This window comes from Rhizomicrobium sp. (assembly GCA_037200045.1).
Taxonomy (GTDB): domain Bacteria; phylum Pseudomonadota; class Alphaproteobacteria; order Micropepsales; family Micropepsaceae; genus Rhizomicrobium.
In genome coordinates, this window is record JBBCHM010000002.1 from 376,255 (window position 1) to 395,310 (window position 19,056).

The 19,056-nt window shown below is 64.8% G+C and carries 3 protein-coding genes; 2 read left to right on the top strand and 1 reads right to left on the bottom strand.

Features of this window, described 5'->3' with window-relative positions; translation table 11 throughout:
* Nucleotide 1: 1 nt before the first annotated feature.
* Nucleotides 2-14,164, bottom strand: a complete 14,163-nt coding sequence (locus WDM86_17010) for an MBG domain-containing protein (protein ID MEI9991726.1) — start codon at nt 14,162-14,164, stop codon at nt 2-4.
* A gap of 471 nt (nt 14,165-14,635) precedes the next feature.
* Here WDM86_17010 and WDM86_17015 point away from each other — a divergent pair, with 471 nt between their 5' ends.
* Complete coding sequence (locus WDM86_17015; GenBank protein MEI9991727.1) at nt 14,636-15,541, top strand: hypothetical protein; 906 nt, start codon at nt 14,636-14,638, stop codon at nt 15,539-15,541.
* Nucleotides 15,542-16,825: 1,284 nt separating this feature from the next.
* Complete coding sequence (locus WDM86_17020) at nt 16,826-18,733, top strand: asparagine synthase-related protein (GenBank protein MEI9991728.1); 1,908 nt, start codon at nt 16,826-16,828, stop codon at nt 18,731-18,733.
* Nucleotides 18,734-19,056 lie beyond the last annotated feature (323 nt).

Genomic DNA, 19,056 nt, shown 5'->3' on the forward strand with positions numbered 1-19,056 from the left:
CTTACTGCGTCACCAGACGATCGCCGTCGTCGGTAGCGTTGGAATAATCGGGAATCATGATCTGGCTAAAGTCGCCGATCCGACCAGGAAGAGCGGTCCCGAACAGCACCATGTCGGTCGAGTCATCAATCGCGGCGGTTGCGACATCGCTGAAGGTGAAGGCTGCATCGCCGGTCGTCACCACGACCATCGGCAATGCTCCCAGACCGCCCTTGAGGATGATGGGTGCCGTAAAGACCGACGGCGGCTGTGCGGCGAGCGTCAGCAGACCCGGCAGATAGGAGATGTCGTAATTCTGCGCCGAGGCGCCAAACGGCACGATGTCGTAGTCTCGCGGATCGCCGGTGATCGGGAAGAAGCCGAACTGCAGTCCCATCACGACAGAGCTGTCGTCGCCGGCCACGCGGCCCAGATAGGTTGCGGTCGCACGGGCCGTGGCTAGCGTCGGGGCCGATATGTCATCGGCCTGGATGGTCAGCGCTGCCGGCGTTATGGCGAGCGTGCCCGGAACATAAGCCAACGCATAGTTCGCGGAAGCCGCCAGCGTTCCCTGCGTGATGGCGTAGCGTCCGACATCGGCGTGCGAGTCCGCCACCGTCGCCAGCGCGCCGGACAGCGTATCGCCATTGACCAGGCCATCGCCGCCAATGGTGTAAGTGAACGCCGGATTGGCGCCGCCATAAACGCGGCTGGCGTCTTCGGCGGTCACCGTCAGAGGGCGTGCCGTGACCGCGAGCGTTCCGGGCACGTAGGTCAGCGTGTAGTTCGGCGAAGCCGCGAGCGTGCCCTGCGTGATCGCATAGAAGCCGACATTCGAGGTCGCGTCCGCGGCCGTGCCGAGCGCGCCGCTGAACAGGTCGCCGTTCACCAGATTGCCGTTGCTGACGGTGTAGGCGAGCGCCGGATTGGCGTCGCCGTAGATCCGGGTCAACGCATCCGCCGTCACCGTGACCGGACGCGGGGCGATGGTCAGATCGCTGCCGACATACGAGATGATATAGTTCGGGTTGTTCGCGTTGGTGACGTCGCCCTGCGTGATGGCATAAGCACCCACGCCGGTGCTGTTGCCGGCTGCGGTGTCGAGCGAGCCTTGCACCGCGACACCGGCGCCCAGATCGGAGGTCGTAAAGGTCAGCGCCGGGTTGGCGTCGCCATAGGACCGCGTTAGCGCATCCGCCGTCACGGTGATCGGCCGTGCCGTGATGGTCAGGTCGTTGCCGACATAGGTGATAGCGTAGTTGTTGTTGTTCGCGTTGGTAACCGAGCCTTGCGTGATGCCGTAGGCGCCAACGCCGGTGGTGTGATCCGCGGTCGTGTCAAGCGATCCCTGCACTGCCGCGCCATAACCGAGGCCGGACGTCGTGAAGGTCAACACCGGGTTGGCATCGCCATAGGTCTTGGTCAGCGCATCCGCCGTCACGATGATCGGGCGAATATTGATGTCCAAGTTCGCGCCGACATAGGTGATGTCGTAGTTGCCGTTATTCGCGTTGGTGACTGAGCCCTGGGTGATTCTGTAGCTGCCGACATCGCTGCTATTACCGGCGGCTGTGTCGAGAGCGCCTAGCACTGCCGCGCCAGCACCCAGATCGGAGGTCGTGAAGGTCAATGCCGGGTTGGTGTCGCCATAGGTCTTCGTCTGTGAATTCGCCGTCACCGTGATCGCGCGCGGCGTGATGGCCAGATCGTTGCCAATATAGCTGATCGCATAATTGCTGTTGTTGGCGTTGGTGATCGAGCCCTGGGTGATGCCGTAACTACCGACGTCGCTGCTACTGCCAGCGGCCGTGTCGAGCGAGCCTTGGACCGCCACACCGGCACCCAGATCGGACGTCCTGAAGGTCAGAACCGGGTTGGCATCGCCATAGGCCCTGGTCAGCGCGTCCGCCGTCACGGTGATCGCGCGCGGCGTTATGGCCAGATCGTTGCCAATATAGCTGATCGTATAGTTCGCGTTGTTGGCGCTGGTGACGCTGCCTTGTGTAATGCCGTAGCTGCCCACGTCGCTGCTATTGCCAGCGGCCGTGCCCAGCGAACCCAGAACCGCCGCACCTGCGCCCAGGCTCGTGGTCGTGAAGGTCAGCGCCGGATTGGTATCGCCATAGGTCTTCGTCTGGGTATTCGCCGTCACCGTGATGGGGCGGGCATTGATCGTCAGGCCGCCATCGACATAGGTGATCGCATAGTTGGACGCCGAGCCGTGCGAGAAGGCCGCGTTGTCCATCGAATAGCTGTAGCCGTTACCCACATTGCTCGTCGCCGTGGCGGTGCTGCTCACCAGATCGACCGATGAGATCGTATCGCCGTTCACCAGGTCGTCGCCCGTCGCCGTCCAGGTGGACGGGTTCGCGTCGCCGTAGAGGCGCGTCAGGGGATCGCCGGTGATCGTCAGCGCGCGCTGGCCGATGCTGAGCAGGCCGTCGACGAAGGTGACGTCATAATTGGCGGAGGCGCGCTGCGACCCCTGAGTGATCGCGTAGTCGCCCACGCCACTGGTGTTGTCGGCCGTCGTCGCCAGCGAGCCGGTCAAGGTGTCGCCATTCACCAGCCCCATGCCGCCGATCGTTTCCGTCAGCGTGGGGTTGGCGTCGCCATAGGTCCTGCTCTTGTCGTCGGCCGTAATCGTGATCGGGCGCGCCGTCACCGACAACGTGCCGGGGGTGAAGCCCACCACCGTGTAGTTGGAGGACGCCGCGAGCGTCCCTTGCGTGATTGCGTAGGCGCCCACACCGGTCGCGCCGTCAACCGACGTCGCCAGCGAACCGGCGAGCGTGTCGCCGTTCACCAGCCCCATGCCGCCGACCGTTTCCGTCAGCGCGGGATTGCCGTCGCCATAGATCTTGGTCCGGTCGTCCGCCGTGATCGTGATCGGGCGGGCGGTGATGGTCAGCTCGCTGCCGGCATAAGTGATGTCGTAATTTCTGTTGTTCGCGTTGGTAACGGTGCCTTGCGCGATCGCGTAGCTGCCAATGCCGCTGGTATTATCCGCGCTCGTATCGAGCGAGCCCTGCACTGCCGCGCCATAGCCGAGGCTGGACGTCGTAAAGCTCAGCGTCGGATTGGCGTCGCCATAGGTCCGGGTCAACGCATCCGCCGTCACGGTGATCGCGCGCGGCGTGATGGCGAGACTGTTGCCAATATAGCTGATCGTATAGTTCGGGTTGTTGAGGCTGGTCACCGAGCCCTGGGTGATGCCGTAGCTGCCGACGTTGCTGGTGTTATCAGCCGATGTGGCAAGCAAGCCTTGAACGGCCGCACCGAAGCCCAGATCGGAGGTCGTGAAGGTCAGCGCCGGGGTGGCATCGCCATAGGTCCGGGTCAGCGCATCCGCTGTCACGGTGATCGCGCGCGGTGCGATGGTCAGATCGTTGCCGATATAGCTGATCGTATAGTTCGGGTTGTTGAGACTGGTCACCGAGCCCTGGGCAATGCTGTAGCTGCCGACGCCGCTGGTGTTACCGGCCGATGTGGCGAGCGAGCCCGTCACCGCGTCGCCAAAGCCGAGATCGGACGTCGTGAAGGTCAGCGCCGGGTTGGCATCGCCATAGATCCTGGTCAGCGCATCCGCCGTCACCGTGATCGCGCGAGCACCAATCGTCAGGTCGTTGCCGACATAGGTGATGGTGTAGTTCGGGTTGTTGGCGTTGGTGACCGAACCTTGGGCAATGCCATAGCTGCCGACGCCGCTGGTGTTGCCGGCCGAGGTGGCGAGCGAGCCCGTCACCGCTTCGCCAAAGCCCAGATCGGAGGTCGTGAAGGTCAGCGCGGGATTGGCGTCGCCATAGGTCCTGGTCAGCGTGTTCGCCGTCACCGTGATCGCGCGAGCACCGATCGTCAGGTCGTTGCCGACATAGGTGATGTCGTAGTTCGGGTTGTTGGCGTTGGTGACGTCGCCCCGTGTGATGGCATAGGCACCCACGCCGGTGGTATTGCCGGCCACGGTTTCGAGCGAGCCCTGCAGCGCTGCGCCAGCACCCAGATCGGACGTCCTGAAGGTCAAGACCGGGTTGGCATCGCCGTAGGCCTTGGTCAGCGCATCCGCCGTCACGGTGATCGGGCGCGCGGTGATCGTCAGATCGGCACCCGCATAGGTGATTGTGTAGTTCGGGTTGTTCGCGTCGGTAACGCCGCCTTGCGTGATGGCGTATGTCCCCACGTCGGTGGTGTCGCCGGCGGCGGTGCCCAGCGAACCCAGAACCGCCGCACCCGCGCCCAGGCTCGTGGTCGTGAAGGTCAGCGCCGGATTGGCGGCGCCATAACTCCTGCTCAACGCATTCGCCGTCACCGTGATCGGACGCGCCGTGATCTGGAGCGCGGTGCTGTTGCCCGCCGCCTGGGCGCTGGTCAGGCTGTAGTTGCCGCTGGCGGTCAGGCCGGAGCCGGTGATGCCGTAGGTGCCGACAGCGCTGGTCCCGTCCGCCAAGGTGGCGAAGCCCGCCGCCCCGCCCAGGCTGTCGCCATTCACCAGGCTGCCGCCGGTGATCGCGCTGCTGCCCGTCAGGCTGCCGATGACGTCGCCATAGACGCTGCTCGCCGCGTCCGCCGAGTAGGTCACCGTGATCGGACGTGCCGTCACGGCCAGATCGGCCCCGGTATAGGACGTGATCGTGTAGTTGCCGGAGGCCAGCGACCCTTGCGCGATGCCATAGCTGCCGACATTCGACGTCGAGGTGGCCGAGGTTGCAAGCGCGCCGCTCAGGGTGTCGCCATTGACCAGGCCGCCGACTGTGTAGGTCAGCGCCGGAACCGTGTCGCCATAGACCATGCTCTGGCCGCTATCCGCCGTCACCGTGATCGGCCGCGCCGTCACGGCCAGATTGGCTCCGGTGTAGGAGGTGATCGTGTAATTGGTGGAGGCCGTCAGCGACCCTTGCGTGATGTCGTAGCTGCCGACATTCGAGGTCGAGGTCGCCGAGGTCACGAGCGCGCCGCTCAGGCTGTCGTCATTGACCAGGCCGCCGACCGTATAGGTCAGCGCCGGAACCGTGTCGCCATAGACCATGCTCTGGCCGCTATCGGCCGTGACTGTGATCGGGCGGGCGGTGATGCTCAGGGCGGTGGCGTTGCCGGCCGCCTGGTCGAGGGTGACGGCATAGTTGGTGTTGAAGGCGGCCAGGCCCGAGCCGGTGATGGCGTAGCGGCCGACATTGCTGGTCCCGTCCGCCGTCGTGGCGAAGCCGGCCGCGCCGGAGACCACGTCCGTCAGGCTCTGGCTGCCGGCATAGCTGCCGCTGGTGAGGGCGACGGTCCCGCTTAGCCCCGACGGCATGTCGCCATAGACGCTCTGCGCCGCATCCGCCGTGTAGGTCAGCGTGATCGGGCGGGCGGTGATGCTCAGGGCGGTGGCGTTGCCGGCCGCCTGGTCGAGAGTGACGGCATAGTTGGTGTTGAAGGCGGCCAGGCCCGAGCCGTTGATGGCATAGTGGCCGACATTGCTGGTCCCGTCCGCCGTCGTGGCAAAGCCGGCCGCGCCGGAGACCACGTCCGCCAGGTTTTGGCTGCCCGCGAAGCTGCCGCTGGTAAGGGCATAGCTGCCCGTCAGGCCGGACGGCGTGTCGCCATAGACGCTCTGCGCCGCATCCGCCGTGTAGCTCACCGTGATCGGACGCGCGGTGATGCTCAGGGCGGTGGCGTTGCCGGCAGCTTGGTCGAGGGTGACGGCATAGTTGGTGTTGAAGGCGGCCAGGCCCGAGCCGGTGATGGCGTAGCGGCCGACATTGCTGGTCCCGTCCGCCGTCGTGGCGAAGCCGGCCGCGCCGGAGACCACGTCCGTCAGGCTCTGGCTGCCGGCATAGCTGCCGCTGGTGAGGGCGACGGTCCCGCTTAGCCCCGACGGCATGTCGCCATAGACGCTCTGCGCCGCATCCGCCGTGTAGGTCAGCGTGATCGGGCGGGCGGTGATGCTCAGGGCGGTGGCGTTGCCGGCCGCCTGGTCGAGAGTGACGGCATAGTTGGTGTTGAAGGCGGCCAGGCCCGAGCCGTTGATGGCATAGTGGCCGACATTGCTGGTCCCGTCCGCCGCCGTGGCGAAGCCGGCCGCGCCGGAGACCACGTCCGCCAGGCCTTGGCTGCCCGCGAAGCTGCCGCTGGTGAGGGCGACGGTCCCGCTCAGCCCCGTTGGCATATCGCCATAGACGCTCTGCGCCGCGTCCGCCGTGTAGGTCAGCGTGATCGGACGCGCGGTGATGCTCAGGGCGGTGGCGTTGCCGGCAGCCTGGTCGAGAGTGACGGTGTAGTTGGTGTTGAAGGCGGTCAGGCCCGAGCCGGTGATGGCGTAGCGGCCGACATTGCTGGTCCCGTCCGCCGTCGTGGCAAAGCCGGCCGCGCCGGAGACCACGTCCGCCAGGTTTTGGCTGCCGGCATAGCTGCCGCTGGTGAGGGCGACGGTCCCGCTCAGCCCCGTTGGCATATTGCCATAGACGCTCTGCGCCGCGGCCGCCGTGTAGGTCAGCGTGATCGGGCGGGCGGTGATGCTCAGGGCGGTGGCGTTGCCGGCAGCCTGGTCGAGAGTGACGGTGTAGTTGGTGTTGAAGGCGGCCAGGCCCGAGCCGGTGATGGCATAATGGCCGACATTGCTGGTCCCGTCCGCCGCCGTGGCGAAGCCGGCCGCGCCGGAGACCACGTCCGCCAGGCCTTGGCTGCCCGCGAAGCTGCCGCTGGTGAGGGCGACGGTCCCGCTCAGCCCCGACGGTATGTCGCCATAGACGATCTGCGCCGCGTCCGCCGTGTAGGTCAGCGTGATCGGGCGGGCGGTGATCGTCAGATCCGCACCGGCATAGGTGATGGTGTAGTTCGGGTTGTTGGTGTCGGTGACGCCGCCCGCCGTGATCGCATAGCTGCCCACGCCGGTGGTGTCGCCGGCTACGGTAGCGAGCGAACCCAGAACCGCCGCGCCCGCGCCCAGGCTGGTGGTCGTGAAACTCAGCGCCGGGTTGGCGTCGCCATAGAGTTTGGTCAGCCCATCCGCCGTCACCGTGATGGGACGGGCATTGATGGTAAGGCTCCCATCGGCATAGGTGATCGCATAGTTGGACGCCGATCCGTGCGAAAAGGCCGCGTTATCGATCGAATAACCATAGCTGCCCACATTGCTCGCCGCCGTGGCGGTGCCGCTCACCAGATCGACCGACGCGATTGTGTCGCCATTGACCAGATTGTCGCCGCTCGCCGTCCAGGTCGCCGGGTTGGCATCGCCGTAAAGCCGCGACAGGGGATCGCCGGTGATCGTCAGCGCGCGCTGGCCGACGGTCAGCGTTCCCGGACTGCCAAGCACCAGCGCATAGCCGCCGGTGACCGCGCCGCCGCTGAGCGTGATGTCGTAGGTGTTGACATTCGCCGTCGCCGCCGCGCCCGTGGAAGAGAGTGTCGGCAGCGACGCGAAGACCGACGCCGCCGTATCGCCCAGATAGGCGCCCGCGACGCCGGCCTCCAGGCCGCTGAGACTCAGATCCGCGCTGGTGAAGGTATAGGTGTCGCCATAGGTCTTGGAGACCGGTCCGGCGGAAACCGTCACCGTCGGCTGGCTGGCGAAGACATAGCGGTTGCCCGTCTGCGTCACGGCGGTGCCGCTGTTGTTCCAGACCGCGGTATTGGCGCTGTCGAGACCGCCGAAGGTGTCGCTGCCCGGCGCGCCGGAATAGATCAGCCAGCGGCCGTCGCCGGTGAGGTCGATGGCGTCCGCGCCGGTGTTGTTGACGAAGCCGGTGCCCGCATCCAGCACCACGGCATCGCCCGAACCGCTGGCGGCGATGGTGCTGTCCAGCGTGATCGCCCCGCCGCTGACGATCTTCACCGAGGCGGCGGAAACCGGCGCGGTCACGGTGACCGGCGTCGTGCCTGTGGTCTTGACGGTCAGCCCGCCGCTCAGCGTCGCCGCCTGATCGAGCGCGAAGCTCGCGCCCGTCGCGGTGAGGGTCGTGTCCAGCCCGGAGACATAGGCCGGCGTGTCCGCCCAGCCCAGCATCGCCGCGCGGTCGGCGCCATAGGAGGCGGCATAGCTGGTGCTGGCAGTGGTGTAGGTCAGCGCATCCGGCGCGATGTCCAGCCCCGCCGTCTGCCCGCTCAGCCTGGTCAGAAGCGCCCCGCTGGTGTCGGTCAGGAGCGACAGGCTGCCCGGCCCGGACAGCGTGCCGGCGGGCAGCGCGAAATAGTAATAGCCGTTGGCGCCGGTGCTGGCCTGGCCCTGCGACGTGCCGCCGATGGACAAGCCCACCGAACTGCCCGACGCCATGCCCGAAATCGCCTGCACCCCATTGGGGAAGAGGGCGGTCAGGTAGGGATAGGCCCCGCTCTGCGCCGTCCAGCAAGTGACATCGCAACCCACCTGCGCAGTACCCAGCAGGCCAGGCAGCATACCGTTCTGCAGATCGGTGGTATGAAGGGGGGTGACGGTGTTAGCTTGGTTATAGCCGGCAATCGAGGTCGCGCCAATTCCATTGGCCGTGCCGGCGGTATCGGAGTCGAAAACAACCTGAACGCCATAAACGTCAGAAGGATTGGTCTCATTCACGGCGCCGATCGCGCCGCCCACGGAACCGCTGCCGCGCACCGCGCCGATGGAAAGCGACTTACTCACGTAAAAGGTGTCATATATGCTGGGTATCAGGTCGGAGTAATAGCCGATGAGGCCGCCGGCGGCGGTGGCCCCCGTCACCGACCCCGCCGCGAATCCTCCTTCGAGATTGAAGGTGCCGCCGCCGACCAGAGAACCGATCAGGCCGCCCGCGTAATCGGCGTTCGAAACCGAACCCAGCGCATAGGACAGCGCGATAAAACTATAGGGGTCTCCTCCGTGTTCCTCCCTGACCAGGGCGCCGACCAGGCCGCCGGCGCTGCTGCCGCTGGCGCCGTTGCCCGTGACATTGCCCGTCGCATAGGAGTTGGTGACGGTGTCAGCTTGACCCTCATACACGTAGCCTGCCCCATAAGTAGAGCCGACAAGCCCGCCGGCATTGAACCCGCCGCTGACATTGCCCGTCGCATGGGAACCGCTGATGGAGCTATCATACATAAAGCCGAACAGGCCGCCGGCATTGTATCCGCCACCGACATTGCCCGTCGCATAGGAGTTGGCGATCCCGTAGCCGGGGACGTAGCTGCTTACGCCGGCGAGACCGCCCACATTGCTGGAGGCGTAGCGCGCGTCGCCGACGCTCCCGGCATAGGTGACGTTGCCGGTGGCATAATCGTTGGCGAGCGTCGCCCCGCCCAAGTCAGAGCCGTCACTGGTGGCATAGCTGATTGGATCGTGAAAGCCGGTGCCATTGGCGCCGACAAGTCCGCCCACATCGCCATAGCCCGTGACGGCCCCCAGGGCGTGGGAGTTCACGATATGCACATCATTCAACTCCGCGTATCCCCCCACCGCCCCGACGAGACCGCCCGCGGCCAAGGCCGAGTAGTTGGGGGTGTCGTTCGCGCTCATGGAGGCGCGGGTGATCGGGACATCGGTCCATGCGTTGTAGATATTCGCCTGGTACTCGATCAAACCGACCAGGCCGCCGACAATGACGTCGTTGCTGGTGATGGTTCCGGTGACATGCACATTCGCGATCAGGCCGCCCTCCATGAAGCCGGCCAGGATGCCGGCTGACCCGTAATTTGGGTACCCAAGCCCTATTATGTTGGGGTCGCCATTGAACGTGGCGTTGGTGATGGCGAAATCGCGGATGGTGCCGGAGGTTGAATTGAACAATCCATCATTGTACAAAAATCCGGTGGTATTGCCCGAATAGTTGCTGGATGGGCCGTAATCGCCGTAATCGAGGGTGACGTGGTCCATGACATGGCCCAGCCCTTCAAATATGCCGCCGGACGCCAGGCCGAAATTGGAATTGTAGTAAGTCCCGCCATCAATGTCGGTGGCCATGGCGAAGGCGCCGCTGGCGCCGAAAATGGATAGGACGTAACTACCCGAAAAGTTCGCATACATGTCGTCAAACGAATAGAGCAACGTATACGGCCTGTTGCTGATAGTGAGCGTGGCGCCGTAGTTGGTGCTGCCAAAGTCGAGCGACGCGCCGTCGGCGAAGTTCAGGTTCAGGATCGACGGGCCGTAATATCCCGCCATCAGGTTGACGGCCCCCGCGCCCGTGACCGTGATCGTCTTGTTCACGTCGATGGCGCTGGCGGCGGTCAGGTTCAACGCGCCGCCCGTCAGCGAAATGCCCGCATTCACCTCGACACTGCTGCCCGCCGTCAGGTTGATGGCGCTGCCCGTGACCGTGATGGGCGCGTTGATGTCCAGCGCCTGGGCGGCGTCGAGCATCAGGTTGTTGCCGGTGAGCGTGAGCGGATCGGAGACCGTGATGCTGCCTGCGCTTTTCACATAAAGGCCGTTCGACAGGCCGGGCGATCCGTTCACCGCGAAATCGCCGCCGGCGACGAAGCCGCGAGAGGCAAGGCTGTTGATGGCGCCGGTGAGTTGGCTGTTGTTGCCGTCGGCGGCGTTGAGCAGGGCGGAATGATCCTCGCCCACTGCCGCCGAATAGGTCGTCAGACTGGTCGGCGCGATCAGCGTGTTGCCCCAGATGTCGAAGCCGGTGACATTGGCGCCGCTGGTCAGCGCATCCACCCGCGCGCCGTTCGCGGTGCTGACCAGAAGGGCGGAGCCGGACGCGAACGCGCCCGGCTGCGCGGCGAAATAGTAATAGCCGTTCGCGCCGGTCGAGACCTGGCCAAGGCTTTTGCCATCGGCCAGCGCCGAAACCGTGCCGGCGGCAAGCGGCGTGGCCCCGCCATCGCTATAGGCCATGCCCGAAATCGCCTGCACGCCATTGGGGAAGAAGGTGGTCAGGTAGGGAAAGGCCCCGCTCTGCGCCGCCCAGTCCGCCGCGCCGCAAGGGATACTAAGACAATCGTAGCTAAGCGGCGTACCCAGGATGTCCGGCAGCGTACCGTTCTGCAGAACGGCGGTATGAAGGCCGGTGACGGTGTTGGCGAAGACAGAGCTCGGGTTGGCGACCGAGATCGCGCCAATTCCATTGGCCGTGCCGGCGGTATCGGAGTCGAAAACAGCCTGAACCCAATAACTGCCAAGCTCGGAGGTAATATTCACGGCGCCGATCGCGCCGCCCACGGAACCGCTGCCGCGCACCGCGCCGATGGAAAGCGACTGAGCCACGATGAGGCCGGGGAAAGAGGCTCCATACAGTAGGTTGGGCTGGGCGGCGTAATAGCCAATGAGGCCGCCGGCGGCGGTGGCCCCCGTCACCGACCCCGCCGCGTATCCTTCGATGACAGCGAGGAAGCCGTTGCCGGTATCTACGCTGCCGGTCGTCATATAACCGACCAGGCCGCCCGCGTAATCGGCGTTCGAAACCGAACCCAGCGCATAGGACTGCTCGATAAGACTTTGGCCGCTGGAATCGCCGTAGCCGTAGTCGCCCAGGACGGGGAGCGCGCGGCCGACCAGGCCGCCGGCGCCGCTGCCGCTGGCGCCGTTGCCCGTGACATTGCCCGTGGCGTAGGACGCCGCGATGATTGCCTCAGGACTACCGGCAAAAGAGCCGACAAGCCCACCGGAATTGAACCCGCCACTGACATTGCCCGTCGCATGGGAATTGGTGATGCCGCCTTCAAACAAATAGCCGACCAGGCCGCCGGCATTGTATCCGCCACCGACATTGCCCGTCGCATAGGAATTGGTGATGGGGAGAAAGGTGCTGCTTACGCCGGCGAGACCGCCCACATTGCTGGAGGCGTAGCGTGTATCGCCGGCGCTCCCGGTCCCGGCATAGGTGACATTGCCGGCGGCATAATCGTTGATGAGCGCCGCCCCGACGTTTGGCTCGCCTGGCGAATAGTTTAGCGGGGCGTATCCAAGCGAGTTGGCAGCAAGATTGATTGGATCGCCAGGGACGCCGCCATTGGCGCCGACAAGTCCGCCCACATCGCCATAGCCCGTGACGGCCCCCAGGGCGTGGGAGTTCACAATAAACACCGCGCCATAGGGGCCTGGATATGTGTACACCTCCCCGACCAGACCGCCCGCGGCCGCCACGCCGTAAGGGCTCGGAGCCATGGAGGAGCGGGTCATCGGCACATCGGTCCATGCGTTGTAGATCTCCCCTTCTAGCTCAATATCACCGACAAGGCCGCCGACAACGGGGTCGTTACTGGTGATGATTCCGGTGACATGCACGTTCGCGATCAGGCCGCCGAACAATGTTCCGAGCAGGATACCGCCGCCCCCGCCGGATGCGGCGCCATTGACCGTGGCGTTGGTGATGGCGAAATCGCGGATGGTACCTTGGTTGGTATTGAACAATCCGTCATTGAAGCCGAAATAGTGGTCGGACGTGCCGTAATTGAGGGTGGCGCTATCCATGACATGGCCCAGCCCTTCGAAAATGCCGCCGGGCGCCAGGCTGAAATTGGAATCCTCGTAAGTCCCGCCGTGAATGTCGGTGGCCAGGGCGAAGGCGCCGGTGGCGCCGATAGCGGATATGTAGTTAGCCGAAAGGTTCGAAAACATGTCGTCATACGAATAGAGCAGCCTATACGGCGTATTGTTGATGGAGAGCGTGGCGCCGTTGTTGACGGCGCCGAAGTCGATCGACGCGCCATCGGCGAAGTTCAGGTTAAGGATATTCGGCAGGAAGGACGACGAGTTATCCCCATACGAGTCGGTACCCCCATACGCCACGAAGCTGTTCGCCGACAGGTTGACGGCCCCGGCGCCCGTGACATGGATCGTGCTGTTCACGTCAATGGCGTAGGCGGCGTTCAGGTTCAGCGCGCCGCCCGTCAGCGAAATGCCCGCGTTGACAAAGATATTGCCGGCCGCGTTCAGGTTCAGCGTGCCGTTCGCCAGGGAAATGCCGGCATTGACCTCGATGTTGCGCGCCGCGTTCAGGGTGAGGTGGGAGGCCGATGACCAGCTCACCGCGTCGTTGACGAAGATGTCGCCATTGCCGTTGGCGTTGACGGTGCCGTCGCTGCTGGCGAGCGTGATGTCGTTGCTTTCCAGCGCCGACGACAGCACCGCGCCCGTCATGTCGCCACCCGAAGCCGCGATGGTGTAATCCGCCGGGTCGATCAGCCAGGTGCCGGTGACGCCGCCCGGCGCCAGCGTGGAGACATGCGCGCTGTCGGCGACATGGACATGCGCGCCCGAGGTTTCGACCGAGCCGCCATGCCCGCCCCGCCCGCCTTCGGCCTTGATCGTGCCGCTGAGTTGCGTGGTGTTGGTGGCGATGACGCTGACAGTACCGCCCGTCTTGCCGGGCGCGGTGGCCGAGGCCGCGACCTGGCCCGACACGCTTATATTATTGCCGCGCACGGTGACCGCGCCGCCCGATCCGTCCGCGTTGGTGGCGGCGACCGCGCCCTTGACGCCGACATCGCCATTGGCGGTCAGCCAGACATGGCCGTTGATGGTCGCCGTGCCCGTGGCGCGCACCACGCCGCTGTTTCCGGCCAGGGCATAGACATTGCCGCCCGCCGCCTTCAGTTCCGCTGCCGCGGCGCTGACATCGCCGGAATTGGTGACGCTGCCGCTGCCGGCCGAAACCGCGATGCGCTGATCGCCGTTCACCGGTTGCAGCACGACCTGGTCGCCCGCCGCCAGGCCCGCCGTGCCGTTGGCGGCCTTGATGGTGCCGGTGTTGGTCACCGATCTTCCGACCAGCACCACGTCGCCATTGGCGGAGGTGATCGTGCCGCCGTTGGTGACGTTGCCATTCGACGTGCCGCTGAAGCTGAGCGCGCCGCCGGACAGGAACTGGCTGTTGGAAACGTCGCGCGTCGAGCCGACGAAACTTCCGCCGGTGACGACCTTGCCGCCTGCGCCGATGACGATGCCCTGCGGATTGATGAGATAGACCGAGCCGGTTCCCTTCAGCAGGCCGTCGATCTGCGAAAGATTGCCGCCGGTGACGCGGTTCAGCGTCGCGCCGGTGCCGTTGTTGAACTGGACGGTGTTGCCCTGCCCGATCGAGAAGTTCTGCCAGTTGACGATGGCGTGCGAACTGGTCTGGTTGACGACAAGCCCATTGGTCGCGGAGTTGATCGCGCCCTGGCCCGCCACGAAATGGCCGCCGGACGGCAACGCGCCGGCGGCAAGCACCGGCGTGCTTTCGAAGGTATTCCAGAACATGATGGAGGCGATCGATAGTCTCGCCACGCCACGTCGAAACGCCTTGCCCGGCTTGCCCAAACTCAACCCCTTACCCGCACAAGCCCGCCGATCAGATCTCCTGGCATTTAAGGCTCTGCTACCGTTCCGTCAGTTTTCTCATATACGAGAAATCTGCGCAAATAGGATTTTCCCTTTTCGACGGTCGCGGCCGGAGCAGCTCGTGTCGAAACACGGCTCGGCCGCATCGTCGATTCCGGTCGGGCGATGCCGTGCGTTTTGCCGCGCACTCGAAACTGCCCGGTCCGTCCGCCGACGCTCCCTCTGGAAAAAACACTCCATATTACCCGCGAGAGTTTTCCGGGCGCGATGGCCAACTTTGGTAGAAATTTTCCGCGCGTGATCGTTCGCACGGCGACGGCGACGCCAAGCCTCTGCAAACATTAAATTTCCGGGCCGGCGCGCCGTGTTTCCCCGGTCGCCAATCGTCAGTATGATGTCCCTATGACGAATGCGTGTGCCGGTCGGCGATCAGGAGATTCGGGGCCCCGTATATAGGTGTCGGGTTTATCGGGACTAGCCTATTGGGCGGCCGCCATCCTGAACAGGGATGACATAGAGCCCGCCGCCTATGCGCGGCTTTCGAGCCATTCCAAATTCATCGAAGCGACGCGGCAATCCGCGCGCACCGCGGTTGCACGCCACACCGGCAATCCCCTGATATCGCGCACGGTCAAGGACATCCGCCGGCTGATGTATGGCGTGTTCGTACTCTATCTCGACGCGCGCGGCGGGTTGACCTTGAAAGCCATCCGCGATGTGTGTGTCGAACTCGGCTTGGCCAGTCCGGGATATGCAGCCGCCATCCTCTTGCGGCTGCGCGTATTGGGCTTCGTCACGCGCGACGCCAACGCCACCGACAGACGGACGCGGCGTTACGTTCCCAGCCCCATGATGAAAACGGCCTTCACCGAATTGCTGGGCAACGAATTGCTCGCCTTTGGGATCATCGAACCGGAAGCGGTTGCGGCTGCCGAAGCAATAAAGGATCCCGTGGTGTTCCGTTACCTCGTACTCAATGGCGGCCGCGGCCTTTCGCGCATCGTCAAAAGAGCCGAACCGGGCCCGCTGCATCTGTTCGCGACGCGCGACCTCGGCACCGCGATCCTGCACGAGATCGCGCTTTCCGGCGCCGAAGACGACGCCTATCCGCCCAAAGGCCCCGTCCGCATGGCCGTGGCGCCGCTGGCGCGCAAATTCGGCGTGTCCCGCTCGCATGTGCTTCGTCTGCTGCGCGACGCGGAGAAGCAGAAGCTGCTCCGGCGCGATGCCGACGAGATGACGGGGCATTTTGAGGAGAAGCTGCGCGAAGCCCTGCTCCTGTTTCACGCGAGCGTATTTCTCTCGATCGCCGCAGGCGCCTATCAGGCAATGAACGACGCGAATGATCGCGCGACGGACTAGGCAGCCAGTGGACCGCCTTTATCGCCGATATCATCGATGCACCGCGGGAGCCGGAACAGGTGATCGCGGACATTGAGCCGTTTCCGATGCAAGCTGCCAAGCAGGCGCGGATTTGGAGACCGTCTCTTCGAAATCGGAGAGCAGTGGATCTCCGAACGGCCAGACAGCAAAGGCGGCCGGCAAAGGACCTAGTACGACAGGAAAGCGCGACAAACACCCCGGTCTGCGGACGACCGAGATCTACGCCAAATACGATCCGAGCTATCTGAGCGCGGTGCGGATCGCCGTTGACCGGATTATGGCGGACATCGACGCGAAAATGACGAAGCGCAAAATCGTCCCTGCCGAGCCAGCCGCAGCTGGTGTCTGTCGGTGCAAAAAGTTGACTAAGTGATTGAAATGGTGGGCGCGACAGGGATCGAACCTGTGACCCCTAACATGTCAACGAAGAGGCCATTCAACGATTCCAATGGCGTACGCTGGCTATCGTGTGCACGAGCGGGCTGGAAAAGGCTGGTTTTTGCCCCAGTTGCGTTACACTTGCGTGCCACCAGAACGCCTGTTCTCGGGCCTCGAGCCGCGTTCGGTTATAGGGCTGAGCGCCATACCCAACTGGCCGGCGCCGCTCAGACCACGGGATTTCATGGTCCATCATTCGGGCGACGTCGCCGTCGCGACATTTCTGCACGATCGAGATACGCCCTATTACGGGCAAATCCTGCATCAGATATATCGCTCGATCGAGACATGGGTCAAACGCGGCGCGGCGCGGCGCGGAAGATGATCGCGAGCCAGGGACGGCAGTTGCCGGCGGATCCGCCGGTGGCGAGCCTCTCGCCCAAGGAATTGGACGGCTATGCGGGCGTTTATTCCGCGGGCTCCGACCGGACCGTCACCATCTTCCGGCAGGGAGACGAATTCGCCGCGTCGACGTCCGGCGAACCGATCGCTCGGCTGGCCGCGGAGGTCCGGGATGTCTTTCACGCCAGGCTCGCCGCGCAGGAGCATCGCCTTTCAGCGCGACGCAAGCGGTCGCGTCACGGGATATGTGAGCCGTCGCGACGAGCGCAATTTGCTGTTCTCCAAGATCTAGGACATCGAACGCGCCAGGCGGCCTGGCGACAACCGAGACTGCGCAAGCTCGGTTCATCAGGGCTCCGCATGGCACCGACGAAAGCATGCCCCCCCGTGCAGAGCGGCATTTGGACGAAATAAGCCCCTTCCTTGGTCGGCTTGTACGCCAGAGCGCCTTCTGGCAGAGGCCGCGTATTGGAGGGACGTCATATGAGCGGCATTTGCGGGATCATCCGGCTGGACGGGCGCGACGCGGCGTCCGCCGACCTGGAGCGCCAGACCCGGCGCATGGCCCATCTTGGGCCCGACCGGATCGGCGTCTCGGTGGAAGGCCCCGCGGCGCTGGCGCATCTGATGATGCGCATCACGCGCGAAGACCGACGGGATGCCCAGCCTTTGCATCACGGCGATCTCAGCCTGGTCGCCGATGTGCGGCTGGACAACCGCGAAGAACTGACGGCGTTGCTGGCTCTCGACATCAAGGACATGCCCGACAGCGAATTGGTGCTGGCGGCCTGGCGCAGATGGGGCGAGGCCTGCACCGAACATCTGATCGGCGATTTCGCTTTCGCGGTGTGGGACGCACACGCCCGCACGCTGACGCTGGTGCGCGACCATATGGGCCAGCGGCATGTCTTCTATACTCAGGGCGCCGGCTTCTTCGCCTTCGCCGCCGAGATCAAGGGCCTGTGGGCGCTGCCCGACGTGCCGCGCGAACTGAACGAACAAAGCGTGATGCGTGGCCTGTTGATGGAAGAGAAAGAGCCCGGCACCACCGACTATGACAACATTCGCGCCCTGCCCGGCGGTTCGATCCTGAAGCTTGCCGCCGACGGTACCATCGCCACGCGCCGCTATTGGCTGCCGCATGCCGGCCCCGAACATCTGGCCAAGGACGAAGCCTATTACATCGCCACCTATCGCAAGGTGCTGGCGGAAGCGGTGCAGTGTCGCCTGCGCCGCGCCACCCATGCCGGCGGGCTGTTCAATGGCGGCGGCTTCGATTCCAGCGCCATCTGCGCCCTGTCGGGCGCCGCGGTGGTGCCCAACGGGCTGAAATTCGTTTCCGCCTGCTCGGTGATGCCGGAGGACTACCGCGGCACCATCCACCATGCCCGCAGATGGGTGGAGATGTGCCGCCGCGTCATGCCGCATCTGGAGGTGCGCTACGTCACCCGCGACGGGCTCGATATCTTCAGCTTCATGGAAGACGGCTTTCTCAGCTTCGACGGCCGCCACAGCCCCAACCGCTATGTCACCCACGCCCTGTTCCAGGAGATCCGCAACGCCGGCGGCCGCATCGTGATGGACGGGCATGGCGGCGACTATACCGTCAATCCACGCGGCCAGAATGCACTGCTGCGCCTGCTGGCGAAGGGGCGGTTGCGCCGCTTCGTATCGGAATTCCGCGCCACCGGCCGGCACATGCGGCTGGGGCCGCTGCGAAACTTCAAGCGCAACGTCGCCGACCGCGCCATACCGCATTGGGTGATGCGGCTGCGCACGCGCTGGCGCCACGGTCTGGCGCTGTTCGGCCCGACCTTGCCGCTGTCGCGGGCCGTGAAGGCCACCCACAACGCCAAGGCCCGCCACGGCGCCGGATATCGCCCGTCCGCGCCGCAAGGCAAGAGCATGGTGCGCACCCTGTGCAGCCAGCAGAACTTCCCGGCCCAAGGCTATTCCATCGCCGGCGCCCAGCACGGGCTGGAATTCACCCAGCCCTTCCACGACAAGCGGGTGGTGGAATTCGGCCTGGCGATTCCGGAAGACCTGTACGTGAAGGACGGCAAGACGCGCTGGCTGGCGCGCCAGGCGCTGAAAGACCTGTATCCGCCGGAATACCAGGACCGGTTGCCCGGCAACGACGACATGGGGCCGGATTTCCTGATCCAGGCCAAGCGGGTCGAGCCGCTTGTGCTGGCGGAGATCGACCGCATGGAGCAGGCGGGATATCTGAACCGCTATTTCGATTTCCCGCGCATGCGCGCCATGCTGACCCGGCGCACGGCGGACGACCACAACTCAGGCAGCGAGTTCGACACGCGCCAAGCGCAACTGGCCTTCATCGCGGCGCGCTATATCGAATGGTTCCGCGGCGACAACCGCCGAGGCTCGTGATCTTGGGCGGTGTGCTTGACGGCTATCCTTGTCCACCGCCTGGAGATGGCGGCAGCCAGCGGGCAAAAGGCTCGGGGTTATGAGACGGTGGCGAAGTTGATCGTCACTGTAAAATGGCCATCGAAAGCTTGGCTGTTGGACGTCTTGTTTGTCCCACGCCCGGCATCCGGCGTCTCGTCCGCGATAGCGGGCGCGGCCCACGGGCGCTTCGACCTGAGTCCGTCCTGTGCAATCGGTTCGTCAGTCATGCGACGCATCCCATCAATCCTATTCGCATTACTTACAGTACAAAATATCCATCGGCATATCCATCCGGCGACGCA

Coding starts and splice junctions, on each gene's coding strand:
- WDM86_17020 (MEI9991728.1), top strand. CDS start 16,826: ATGAGCGGCATTTGCGGGATCATCCGGCTGGACGGGCGCGACGCGGCG.